Annotated in this window: 12 protein-coding genes; 6 read left to right on the top strand and 6 right to left on the bottom strand. The window is 61.2% G+C overall.

Going from position 1 to position 12,046, the window contains the following annotated elements; translation table 11 throughout:
- Positions 1-132: 132 nt before the first annotated feature.
- Complete coding sequence (locus tag FYK55_RS05755) at positions 133-1,380, top strand: hypothetical protein (RefSeq protein WP_150075445.1); 1,248 nt, start codon at positions 133-135, stop codon at positions 1,378-1,380.
- A gap of 126 nt (positions 1,381-1,506) precedes the next feature.
- On the opposite strand, the gene FYK55_RS05750 is transcribed toward FYK55_RS05755, so the two are convergent.
- The gene (locus tag FYK55_RS05750) at positions 1,507-2,748 is read right to left on the bottom strand and encodes a PQQ-binding-like beta-propeller repeat protein (RefSeq protein WP_201743632.1); all 1,242 of its coding nucleotides are present in this window, start codon (positions 2,746-2,748) and stop codon (positions 1,507-1,509) included.
- A gap of 322 nt (positions 2,749-3,070) precedes the next feature.
- Here FYK55_RS05750 and cyaB point away from each other — a divergent pair, with 322 nt between their 5' ends.
- The 3 genes from cyaB (at position 3,071) to FYK55_RS05735 (ending at position 6,080) form a co-directional block, all read left to right on the top strand.
- The gene (gene cyaB / locus FYK55_RS05745) at positions 3,071-3,661 is read left to right on the top strand and encodes a class IV adenylate cyclase (protein WP_150075443.1); all 591 of its coding nucleotides are present in this window, start codon (positions 3,071-3,073) and stop codon (positions 3,659-3,661) included.
- Positions 3,662-3,807: 146 nt separating this feature from the next.
- The gene (locus FYK55_RS05740; protein ID WP_150075442.1) at positions 3,808-5,394 is read left to right on the top strand and encodes a sulfatase; all 1,587 of its coding nucleotides are present in this window, start codon (positions 3,808-3,810) and stop codon (positions 5,392-5,394) included.
- Positions 5,395-5,522: 128 nt separating this feature from the next.
- Positions 5,523-6,080, top strand: a complete 558-nt coding sequence (locus FYK55_RS05735) for a hypothetical protein (RefSeq protein ID WP_150075441.1) — start codon at positions 5,523-5,525, stop codon at positions 6,078-6,080.
- Positions 6,081-6,183: 103 nt separating this feature from the next.
- Here FYK55_RS05735 and FYK55_RS05730 read toward each other — a convergent pair whose 3' ends face one another.
- The 4 genes from FYK55_RS05730 to FYK55_RS05715 form a co-directional block, all read right to left on the bottom strand.
- Entirely contained in the window at positions 6,184-7,470 is a 1,287-nt protein-coding gene (locus FYK55_RS05730; RefSeq protein ID WP_150075440.1) for a cytochrome-c peroxidase, read from the bottom strand.
- Positions 7,471-7,607: 137 nt separating this feature from the next.
- Complete coding sequence (mutY, locus tag FYK55_RS05725; RefSeq protein WP_390621708.1) at positions 7,608-8,801, bottom strand: A/G-specific adenine glycosylase; 1,194 nt, start codon at positions 8,799-8,801, stop codon at positions 7,608-7,610.
- Entirely contained in the window at positions 8,798-10,102 is a 1,305-nt protein-coding gene (locus FYK55_RS05720) for a PDZ domain-containing protein (RefSeq protein WP_150075438.1), read from the bottom strand. Before FYK55_RS05720 ends, mutY begins: the two co-directional genes overlap by 4 nt.
- 175 nt (positions 10,103-10,277) lie before the next feature.
- Positions 10,278-10,694: a hypothetical protein gene (locus FYK55_RS05715; RefSeq protein WP_150075437.1), complete on the bottom strand. Its 417-nt coding sequence runs from the start codon at positions 10,692-10,694 to the stop codon at positions 10,278-10,280.
- A gap of 166 nt (positions 10,695-10,860) precedes the next feature.
- Here FYK55_RS05715 and FYK55_RS05710 point away from each other — a divergent pair, with 166 nt between their 5' ends.
- Positions 10,861-11,334, top strand: coding sequence for a hypothetical protein (locus FYK55_RS05710; protein WP_150075436.1), 474 nt, complete (start codon positions 10,861-10,863; stop codon positions 11,332-11,334).
- Positions 11,335-11,645: 311 nt separating this feature from the next.
- On the opposite strand, the gene FYK55_RS30085 is transcribed toward FYK55_RS05710, so the two are convergent.
- A complete protein-coding gene (locus FYK55_RS30085; protein WP_390621711.1) occupies positions 11,646-11,894 on the bottom strand; it encodes a LapA family protein in 249 nt (82 codons plus the stop codon).
- On the opposite strand from FYK55_RS30085, the gene FYK55_RS29595 reads away from it, so the two are divergent.
- On the top strand, positions 11,824-12,003 hold the full coding sequence (locus tag FYK55_RS29595; protein ID WP_235908451.1) for a hypothetical protein: 180 nt from the start codon (positions 11,824-11,826) through the stop codon (positions 12,001-12,003). The two genes, FYK55_RS30085 and FYK55_RS29595, sit on opposite strands and share 71 nt — an antisense overlap.
- The last annotated feature ends 43 nt before the right edge of the window (positions 12,004-12,046 follow it).

Below are 12,046 nucleotides of genomic sequence, written 5' to 3'. Positions count from 1 at the left end.
ACATACCCGGGCCGCGTTGGCGAGGGAGGCGTGAAGCTGACCTTGCGTCCGGCCAAGCGGATCCGAGAAGATCGCGGGCCACGCCTTCGACCGAAGCTCCGGTTCCCCACCCCGACACCGCGATCGAACACGATGGACGATTTCGATTTCAACCGGACTCCCAACCCTTTTTCCGTGTTCGCCGACGAGCGCGAGCGCTCTCGCCGCAGTCTGCTTTCGGCCGTTCGATTCCTGATGGTCGTGATTGTCCTGTCGGCGGCCGCCGGTCTGGGACACCATTGCTGGCAGCGGTTTCAGGTCCAGCGGCTGTCACGCGACTTTGCCAGCCAGGATGTGAACGAAAAGCTGGATGGTTTGCGCCAACTCGGCGCCTACGACGCGGTCGGAATTGAAACGGTCGTGCTTGCCGTGGCCGACGAATCGCCCCAGGTCTCCGAGCTGGCGTTCCAGTTGACCAATCAGTCACTCAAGTCCTGGACGACCTTGCCCGCCGAAACGGTCACCAAACGTCGGACTGCGCTGGTCGCTGCGATTGAACGTGCGTGCCTTCAGTTGGGGACCCAAACTTCCGATGAACGGTCGCGTCGCCTTCAGCGGTTGGGACAGACGTTGGTAGAAGACCTGCTCGCGGAAATCGACTCGGGCGCGGCCTCAGGACTTGAAGGTGCTGATGAGAAGGAAATGGCGACATTGGACCGGGCGCGTGCGATCGTTGCCGGAGACTGGTCACGCACCGGTACCGGCCCAAGCCCCGCGGCCAGCAGGGATGATGTTGCCGAAGCGGGGTTGAAGCGTCTTCCCAGCGTTGCATTGTCGCCCGCCAAACGACCGCTGCCTCTGGATTCGATGGGCGAAGCCGGTGCCAGTTGGTCTCAGTGGCCTCCGGAGGCCGGTGCGACGGGGGCTCCCAGGTTGTATCGTGCCAACGTCACCACGCTTCGCCCGCTCGCTGCCGACGACGTCATTCTGAGTCAGGCCGCCGCCCCAGCCGCCGATCATTCGCGGCCGAAAGAACGGTTCGACGCCCCTTCCCCAACCATTGGCACCGCCCTCCCGAGCACTGGCAAACCAGCGAAGATTGTCAAACCCGGCTTCCATGCGACGGTGCCCGAAGCCACGTCGCCCCGGACAACCGAATCGAGATCCGGCGATCCCAACGCCGTAACCGCGACGAAGGGGGTCGATGCAGCCGGAGACGCGACGTCGCCGGCAGATCGATTGAACAGTCCCAGCCGATTCGATCGCATGCGAGCGGTCGCAGAACTCGCCGGCCAAGGCGATCCCGAATCAGAACGCCTGTTGCGCCAGCGGCTGAAATCTGAAAGCGATCAGACCGTCGCTTTGCGGATTCGCAAGGTCTTGGAACAAGGGGCTCGCTAGCTGGACAGCAAACTCCGCGGTCTGGCGAGCGTGGCTGCAACGAGCAAAAAAGCAAGCTCCACGCTCCGGCGAGGGTGGGTACAACGAGCAATAAAGCGAGCCCGGGTTGCTATCGTCGCCAGCGGGCTAGGGTGTCAGACGCACGCACACGATCTCTTTGTCGTTGCGGACAAACATCTTGCCGTCGGCATAGGCCGGCGCGCTCCAGACGACTTTCCTGCCGAAAGCCGTTCCGGTCGGCTGGATGACGTTCGCGCGGTCCAGTTCTTTGAAGCCGGACCGGTCCATCTGCCCCAGCACCAGATCACCCATTTCGGTGAACATCAGAAAACGGTCCGTGGAATCGATGCGGACGATGAAGGCGGTTCCGGTTCCCAGCGGCCTTTCGGCCAGCGGCTGCGACGTTTCCCACAGGCGATCACCGCTGGGGATTTCCACCGCCATCAGCGTGCCCTTTTGGTCCAGGCCGTAGATGATCCCGTCGACGACCAACGGTTGGACGTTCACCGGTGAAATCCCCTGTTTGACTTCGTCCTGCCAGACCCAGGTGGCCGCGGGCTTGTCGGGATCAAGCTTCAGGAGCAGGTTCTTTTTGTCGTAGCCGCCGATGTACAGGTACTTCGTGCCATCCACGTCGACGGTCACCGGGGACATGATGATCGAGCCGTTGGTCGCCTCGTAGGGAACGCTCCAGTACGTCTTGCCGGTTTCCGGATCCAACGACGCGATGGCATCCGGTCGACCGGAGATCAACTGACGCACGCCACCGGCTTCGATGATGGTCGGCGGCACGTATCCCTGTTCCGGGGCGGTACCCTGACGCCAGATCTCGTCGCCCGTTTTTTTGTCAAAGGCAACCATGTGGGAACCCTCGCCGCCGACCACACAGATCAGCCGGTCGCCGTCGATCAAAGGATGGCTGGCGTAACCCCACAACGCCGCTTTCGTGTTGAAGTCTTCACGGAGGTTGCGGGACCAGACCACGCTGCCGTCGGTCACACGGAAGCAGAACAAGTCGCCTTCGGTGCCCAGGGTGTAGACGCGGTCATCGTCGATCGTCGGCGTGCAGCGGGGACCCGCGGGGTAGGAAACCGTGTACTTGACCGGATACTCGTGCTTCCATTGCAGCTTCCCGCTCGCCTGGTCAAAACACAGCACCCGTTCGATCCCGGAAAACTCGTTGCGTTCGAAATTCGCAACACTGACATCGTTCGATGTGACGTAGTCGGTGACGAACACGCGGCCGCCACCGACGGCCGGACCGGCGTAGCCGCCATCCAGTTCACTGCGCCACGCGACCTCAGGTTGCGACGGCAGGTCCTCCAGCTGAGCAACATCGCGGAGCACATTGTCACGTTGATTGCCCATCCATTGGACCCAATCTTCACCGCGTGACGCCCCGGACCAGCAGCCCCAGGCGAGACAAAGGACGACGATATGGGCGAAGGGTCGATTTTTAAACGGACGCATGACGCACACCGAATACGAGTGAGGAAGCGGATCGCGGAAAGTGACAAACCGGTGCGGGATCTCCCGCCGGCCACTGCACGGGCGACCCAGATCTTAGCAAAATCAGCACTGCCCACCCGGACCGTGTTCCGGGCGGCTCCCTGGATGCAATCGCCAGGGGCCCGCAACGTCCCCGGCCACCCGCCTCACGCCACAGTCTTTCCAGCATTGCATTCGAAACATGTTTGAAATCGAACAAAAATTCCGCGTGGCGGATCGCCGCGAGTTGCAATCACGGTTGGCCGCCAGCGGCGCTTCCGCAGGCGAAACCCAGCGTCACGCCGATACCTACTACCAACACCCGTCACGCGATTTTCGCCAATCGCAGGAGGCCCTCCGAATTCGCCAAGTCGATTCGGTCCCGTCGGTGACTTACAAAGGACCGAAACTGCGGTTGAGCGATTCGACGCTGAAAGCGAGACAAGAGATCGAATGGTGTCTGGCCCCGGGCGATCCCGAAGGCCGGCAGATGCAGCGATTGTTGACCGCCCTGGGGTTCTCGGTCGTGGAGATCGTGGAGAAAACACGTTGCTCGTACGGTTGGTCCGATGACGATCCCCGAAATCACTTCACGGTGACCCTGGACGACGTGGACGGTTTGGGCTGTTTTGCTGAGATCGAATTGTTGATCGATGAATCCGACAGCAACCAGGATGCTGCCGAAGAAGCCGGCGAGAGCATTGCTCGCTTGGCTGACCAGTTGGGCCTGCTTCATCGAGTCCAAGAAAGCTATCTGGAATTGAAATTGGCCGCGGGTGGTTCGCGACGGTAACGCCAGCGTCGGATGCAGTCACCCCTCTGCGCAACGGGCTCCGCATTCGCGCGACCGCGAAGCGAGTATGATGGAGTCGTCACGTTCGGCGAGAAAGAATTCGCCGACCCCTCCCCATCACCCTCCCGGCCTTGTATCCCGCAACGATGACGTCTCGACAGTTCACAGCCTTCGGTTTGGTTCCGTTCTTTTCGCTCCTCGGACTTCTTTCGGTGGCTCCGGCCGGTTTCGCCCAGCAATCGCGACCCAATGTCGTGTTGATTTTGATGGACGACATGGGGGCGGTCGACTTGTCCGGTGAGGGCAGCACCTTTTACCGCTCGCCCCACATCGATCGGATTGCTTCCGAAGGCATGCGGTTTACCAATGGTTACGCGACGTGCTGTGTCTGCAGCCCGTCACGGGCGAGTATCCAGCTGGGCACCTTTCCGGCGCGCAACGGGATCACGGACTGGATCGGCGCCAAGAGCGGAATGGAATGGACGCGCCCCTATCGGGTGTTGCCGGCCGATTACGTTCACGCCTTGCCCAACGATGATGTCACGTTGGCGGAGGCATTGGTCGAAGCGGGCTATCGCACGTTCTTTGCCGGCAAGTGGCATCTCGGCGATCGCGGTTCCTGGCCGACCGACCACGGTTATCAGGTCAACAAGGGCGGCCATGATCGGGGCAGCCCGCCGGGCGGATACTTTTCGCCGTACAACAATCCGGTGCTGGAGAACGGGCCGGCGGGGGAATCCTTGCCGATGCGTTTGGCCCAGGAGACGGCGGACTACATCACGTCCAACAAGGACGATCCGTTTTTTGCGATGCTGTCGTTTTACAGCGTGCACGGCCCCGTGCAGACGACGAAGCGGTTGTGGGAAAAGTACCGCAAGTTGGCGCCGGAATTGCCCGAGGGCGGTCAGCGATTTTCGATCGACCGCACCTTGCCGGTCCGGCAAGTCCAAGATCATCCGGTTTACGCCGGGATGGTGGAGACGGTTGATGATGCGGTGGGCGTCGTCCTGCAAGCACTGGAGGAAAATGGCCTGGCGGACAACACCGTCGTCATCTTCACCAGCGACAACGGCGGCGTTTCGTCGGGTGACGCCTACAGCACCTGCAACCTGCCGTTTCGCGGCGGCAAGGGACGCCAGTGGGAAGGCGGGATTCGCGAACCGTTCTACATCCGCTACCCGCGGCAGGTGGCCGCCGGTTCGACGTGCGACGTTCCGGTCACCGGTGCGGATCTTTACCCCACGATTCTGGACCTGTGTGGGTTGCCGCTGCGACCGGAGCAGCATGTCGACGGCGTCAGTTTGAAGCCGTTGCTCGGCGGCGGACAGATCGCCGACCGCCCGCTGTACTGGCACTACCCGCACTACGGCAATCAAGGCGGCGAGCCTCATGCCATCATCCGCCAGGGCGAATGGAAGCTGATCCACTACTACGAAGACGGGCGGAACGAATTGTATCAATTGGACGTCGATCCGGGAGAACGCAGTGACGTCTCACGCACCCATCCCCAGCACGCCAGCCGGCTGTGGAAACAGTTGGACGGTTGGCTGACGGATGTGGGGGCAAAACGCCCGAAACCGGATCCCCGCTACGATCCTGCGAAGACGGACGCATGGTTCGAAAAAATTCACTCCGACACCAAAGACCGGCTGGAAAAATTCCATTCGCAGATCTTACAGGAGAATTGGCAGCCGAATGAAAGTTGGTGGGGTAGTCTTGCAACAGGCGATTAGCGTTTTGATTATTCTGGATCTGTCTTGACGGCGACCGCGGTCGGCCGCTAGCAGTCAAGGACCACGGTTGCGATTGCCGATCGCAGGCAGCGTTCGCGTCGCCAGGTTTTCTATCGAGAGGTCTACCGATGACGTTGGCATCCGACGACGATCTGAATGACAATCGAGCCTCGACGATCGAGCGGTTCTTTCGCGGGATCAGCGAGTTCATCTTCCATACCAAGCTGGGCGTGGTGGATGTCCAGCTGGTGGATTACGTCAGCGACATGATGCTGCGTTTCGTTCGCGTCGATTCTTTGTACTCGTTGCGACAGAGCGACGGCATGCGGACGCGGCACCTGGTCCAGATGGTCGCCGAAGCCGAGCGACGGATCGGGTTGGCCAAGCGCGAAGTGTACCGCCACGTCGGTGACTTCACCTTGTTCTGGTCAGGCATGTATCCGGAAAGTCTCTCTGGCCGGAAAGGTCTGGCCGAATCCCCGGATCGATTCCTGGATTATTGCCGACAGGGAAAACGTGCTTACGCGATCGCGGCGGAGATCGAAGGCGGGGAAGATCGTCCGTCCTCGGAAGTCATCCAGCGGATGAGCGAACACTTTGAGATGTGCGCCTACGGGCTGCGCGAAATTCGGCGTCACTGGGAAGACGGTGACGAACAACAATCCGGCGGGCTGCTCACCTGGTAGCCGCCGCGGCGATCACCCAGCATAAAAAAAACGGCGAAGCCTGTGCTTCGCCGTTTTTCGCTTGTTCACGAACTTGTCGGATCGGTATCGATGATTGCCCGTCCTATTCGGGCAAGCGACCGGTTTCCAGCTTCGGGAACGATCCGGTCAAACCTTCTTTCATGAACGCGACCAGATCCGCCTTCTCCTGGTCGGTCAAGTTCAGCGGTTTCATCTTGTCGCTCAGCCAGGGATTCTTGTGGCCGCCCTTGTCGTACCATTCGACGACTTCTTCCAGCGTCTTCTGGCTGCCGTCGTGCATGTAAGGCCCTGACAATGCGACGTTGCGAAGCGTCGGCGTTTTGAAAGCCCCTTTATCCTTTTCCTGCTCGGTCACTTCGTAGCGGCCCAGGTCGGGTTCTTCGGCGTCCATGCCCACGCCCAGGTTGTGGTACTGCTCGTCGGCAAAGTTGGCACCGGCATGACACGCGGTGCAATTGGCTTTGCCGCTGAACAGCTTCATGCCGCGTTTGGCCGATTCGCTCATCGGATGCTTGGCCGCGGCCGCCTGCAACGCGTCGAACTCTTCTTTCAATTCCGGATCCTCGTCCAGGAATTCCAGATCGGCCGCGAAGACCTTTTTGAAATTGTCCAGTTCGACTTGATAGTCATAGGGCGCCGGACCTGTCACCAGGGTGCGTTCGAACGCGGCCAAGGCTTTGCCGACGTTGTCGATCGTCAGTCCGTCGGGAAAGATCTTATCGAACTCCGCGACATAGACCTTGTTGGACGCCAGATCGGAGACGCATTGTTCGTGCGTGTTGCCCATCTCGATCGGATTGGCGATCGGCCCCACCGCCTGGTCTTCCAGGGAACCCGCGCGGCCATCCCAAAACTGCTCCTTGGTGATGATGCGGTTGTAGGAGACCGGTGAATTCCGTCCGCCCTCCTGTCCGCCGACACCGACGCCAAATTGGGTCGGGGCCGCGTAGCCGGAAGCCGGGTCGTGACAGGAGGCGCACGAAATTGTGCTGTCGCTGGAAAGTCGCGGGTCAAAATACAGTTGGCGTCCCAGTTCGATCTTGGCACGCGTCAGCGGGTTGTCTTCGGGGATGTAAATGTTGCCGCTTGCCGCGTCCAATCCTTTGGGCAGTTGCACCGTCAGCTCGGTATGGTTGGCGGGATCGGCAAGCCATTGCTGGACTTCTTCCAGCGACACCTTGCCCTCGCCGGGGATGCCCGACAGAAGTGACGTGTCGGTGCCGAGCTGGGCGGTTTGGGAGGCTTCCTGCGAGTCGGTGGTGCTGTCCAACGGTGCGGCAACGGCTGCAGCGGAAAAGCACCATCCGGCTGCCAAACAGGTCGCGGTGCCGAAGACGGATCGTAGACGAAATCGGTCTCGATTCGACATGGTGAGGATCTCTGGTGGGTTAGGTGGGAGAGAGATGAAGGGGCAGGTAGAAAGTCCCTCCATTGTAAACCGAATGTGCCCGCAAAATCGAATGCGTCTCACTACCGGAATCCGAATCAGAATCAACCGCTGTCTCGCTAACCCAGCGGCAGCAACGGTTGCCGGTTGTCTTGCAGGTACGCGTGGATCTGCCGACCCGTCGTGCTCATCGGAAGCTGGTCCAGGTGCGACAGCCGCACCCACTGCCAGGGTGTCGGGGGCGGATCGGCCATTGACGTCGCTTCGCTGAGCCTGGCGCGATGGATGTGAAGTGAGATGCGGTAACGGGTGACTGCGTGCCGAAGCGTCCGCAAACGCGGGCCGTGATCGACCGGAACGCCAAGCTGTTCGGCCAACCAGGAAGCCGCCTGGTCAACCGTCTCGGTTCCGACTTCCGTCGGCCGAGGAAAATCCCAGAGCCCGGCCCAGCGACCGCCTTCGGGTAGCGGACGCATCAGGTATTCGGTTTCCCGTCGTCGTTTCCGATCCACGATCAGTGCGAATTCGGTTCGGTCTTCGTAGCGAAGACGTTTGATCTTGCCGGGAATCTCCGTCTGCAACTCCTGTTTGGCGGCTTGGCAGTGGGCGCGGACCGGACAGGAATCACAGTCGGGCCCGGTCGGGGTGCAGACCAGGGCCCCCAATTCCATCGCGGCCTGGTTGAACGTGCCGCTGGACGCTCCCCGGTGTGGCAGCATGGCTTGAGCAACGTCCCATAGCAGGCGGGTTGCCGACGGATCACTCGGCGGCCGTCGCAACGCAATCCAGCGACTATAAACCCGCTGGGTATTGCCTTCCAACACGGGCAGCTTCGCCCCGGCGGAGATCGACAACACCGCCCCGGCGGTGTAGCGCCCGACGCCGGGCAGTGCCAGCACCGACTCGAAGTCCAGCGGGAACTCGCCGCCGTGCCGCTCCATGATTTGTTTGGCCGCGGCGTGCAGCGAGCGAACGCGGCGGTAGTATCCCAGACCTTCCCAATGACGCAGCAATTCCGCTTCGTCGGCTGCTGCCAGATCGGCGACCGTGGGAAACGACTTCATCCAACGCCGATAGTAGGGCAGGACGGTCGCCACCTGGGTCTGCTGCAGCATGATTTCGCTGACCCACACGTGATACGGCTGGGGATCGCTGCGCCAGGGCATTTCCCTCGCGTTCTGGTCAAACCACGCCAGCAACTTCCGGCGCACGTCGCTCCGCCAACGAGATTGTTGCCAGACCGGTTCGTGCGGCGGGACGGCACTCCGTTGCCCGGATGACGAGCGGGACTGTTTCACACGGCCCGAGGTCATTGATTTCTTTGTTTGCCCAGGGTTGCCGTGGTGTCGATCATTTCATCGCCGCGACGAAACTGAATCGAAATCTCGTCACCGGGGATCCGCGTATTGATCTGGTTTTGCAAATCTTCAAAACGCGCGATCGTTTTGCCATCGATTCGGGTCACGATGTCGCCCGGACGCAGCCCGGCTTTGTCGGCCGCACTATCCTCCAGGATCTGGCTGACCTCGCAGACATTGTCGAAGACGCTGCGACACACGACGCCCAAGAACCCACCCTGACGGTGCGTGATCTCCAAGCCGGGAAGCTCCGCGCGCAACTGTTCCACCCTGTCGGTCGACACTCCCGTCCCCATCAGATAGATCGCGCTCCTCAGTCGCACCTCCGCCAGCGCGGTCAGGATGTCTTCGTTCAACCGGATGTAACGAAACTCGATTGCGTCCAGACGCGTGCGCTGCTGCAGGGCTTCGATCGAGGCCGCGCTGAGCTCACTTTCGATCACGACCAGTGTCTCCAAGTCCGGCATCCGGGCGATCGCTTCAAACACTTCCGGTGTGATCGATTTCCCCTTCAAGACGGCGAAGTCGTATTCCGCCAACCATCGCAGCCAGTCGAGCGTTTGAACGTCTCCGTTCCAGTTCTCGTCGATCCGGACGATGGGGCGATCCTGGCTGCGCGCCCCCAGAGCGACGGTGTCAATGTCGACAAAGACGCCTGCCGCGGTGAGCTGAACCCGGGCTTCGTGTTGACGCTGAAGAATCAGGTCCTGCAGGGTCGATTTGGCCACGCTCGACTTGGTGCTGACGCCTCGGCGGGCGATGTCCGAGAGCGCCGCGAAGGCACCCTCGGTGTGCAGCGGAGGCTCGCTTTGGGCGATCCGGGCGAGCACGGAAATGACCCGCTGGGTGGTTTCCAGATCGCCACTGCCGAGTGCTTCGATCAGCACCGGCACCGCTTTCTCGCCCCCGTCAATCAGATGCCGCTCGGCCGATTCGCGGCGGAGAAACCGAGGGTGGGAAAGTTGTTCCGCCCAGTCCGCCAGCGTGCGCTGATCCTTGGCTTGTGAATCGGCTTGTGAATCCTTCTTGGCTTGTGATTCACTGTTCGGCAGTTCGGTGCCGCCGGAAGGCCCACCCGCCACGGTGTCTTCTGCGGAGGTGTCTTCTGCGGAGGCGTTCTCCGCGCCATCTTCCGCCGCAGCGGCATTCGCCGGCGGAGTGGTCTGGGAGGGAGGCTGGGCTGTTCCGGACGAGCCTGCGCCCAGGATCCAAAGCAACGCCAAGATCAGCCCCAGATTCGTTCGCGGAAGGAGCATGGGTCGGGCCGTCGCCGGCGAAAGGAAGAACGTGGACCACGATCAACCGAGGTTGATTCGGCTGCACGTGGTTTTGACTTGCGTGAATGGGCCGAGCCTGTGAACCCCAGCACCGGTGAACCCCAGCACCGGTGAACCCCAGCACCGGTGAACCCCAGCACCGGTGAACCCGAACTCAGCCCACGCACCAGCGTTCGTTGAACCACTCGACGCGGTCGGCGCGGCGGGGATTGTACTTCGTCGCGGGATTGAACTTGTGCGTTTTCAGGAAAGACATGAAGGCCTTTCCGGGCACTTCGGCGTGCTGCGTGATGATGTCCACGTGCTCGCTCTCGGGCTTCCAGTCGTACAAGATCTTGTTGTCGCTTTCAAATTTCTCGTCCAGGTATTCCAGGTTGGAGGAGCTGCAGACGACAAAGTCACAGTCACGTTTGCACAGGAAATTGAGCAGTTTGGAAGCCAACGCCCGGGTTTCTTCCAATTTGCCGTCACAGGTCGCGGAAGCGATGTTCCAAATGCTGACGAAGCTGTGTTCGTCCTGATCATCGGGCGAAATCTTGAATTCAATTTCTTCGGCGTTGGCGGCAGCCATGCGGGAAAACCTTGTCGATTGGGGGGCGTTGCCGACCCAAACGGAGGTCGGTCGCGGGAAGGGAATCAATTCGCGAAGGACCGATCGTGCCCCAGCACGCTTGGAGACGAAATCCGGCGCTTTTCGTCCGATTCGTGTCCCAGAGCGAGGTTCTCCGGCGTCCGCCATGCTCCGACGGCGTGTCCGCGGGAACGTTCGGGTCCAGCTGCAAGAAGTTTATCCGATTCTGGCGGTTTCGGACAGTCGCCGCTGGGGCGTGACCGGACGTGTCATCGGGATCGCGAAGATTCCGACCAATCGAGCGGAACCACGCTCGGAAGCAACTCGATTGGCCGTTTGCCGGAGCTTTGAGATGACCCAGATGATGCTTTTTGATTCCGCCGCGTTGGATTCCAGCCCCGTTGCCGCTCCGGTCGCAACGCCGGTCGTGAACCCCCCGGCTCCGCTGCCGGCCGCTGCTTCGGGACGCGACCGCGTCGCCGGCGGGCGCGCCGCGCAGCGGAGCGCCGGGACTTCGGTCGCGGCGGCCACCGATTGCGGCGACGGCCTGCACCACATGGGCGATTTGGCCCGTTTGGTTCTGCTCCGCTACCAGCTCGTGGCTCAACGCCGGGCGGAAATGGCAGCTCGTGGACGATGAAAGCGGGCGTGTCGTTTCATTTCACCGACCCTATGGGCATTGGCATCTACACATGGGCATTGGCATCTACACAAGACACTTCACCCTCCCTCCGGGAGGGTCGCGGAGGAGCCCCGCGACGACGCGGGGAGGGGACGGCCGGGGTCGTTGTATTTCAGCGGGTTCTACAGGACACCCTCCCCAAAGGCTCGTGCCTCGCCTTTGACCCTCCCGGAGGAGGGTGAATTTCAGAAAAGCAAGTCTTTTCCTTGCTCGGAAAGCTGCACGACTTCCTGGGAGGGAGGGTGAATTTTAAAGCACGTCTTGGCCGGTCACGGCAGATGGGGATCGGGGGGACGGTCCGCAGGCTCGGTCGAAGAGGGGGCGGTTGCGGGCGGCGCTTTTGTCCCGGAGCCCTTACCAGATGCGCCCTTGCCGGATGCGCTCCGACCAGATGTTTTGTGCGCCGCCGGGCGACGCAGCATCCAAGCCGTCCACAGCGATCCAACCATGAAGCCGATCAAGAACGAAACGGCCAACAACATGGCCAGCGGAAGTTCGGTGTTGAACACCAAAGGCATCGTCAGCGGCACGTTTTCGGTGTTGGCCAACGAGAAGATCGCCAGCACCAGAACGCCGCCGATTATCAAAAACCATCGAATTCGCGACAGCATCCAAAGTGTCCTGTGATCGAGTGTTTTGCCGAAAGAAGAAACGTGGGAGGGCGAAGAGC

The organism is Roseiconus nitratireducens (assembly GCF_008629675.1).
Classification (GTDB): domain Bacteria; phylum Planctomycetota; class Planctomycetia; order Pirellulales; family Pirellulaceae; genus Stieleria; species Stieleria nitratireducens.
Note: the sequence above shows the minus strand (reverse complement) of the source record. Positions and strands in the feature narration are given on the sequence as shown.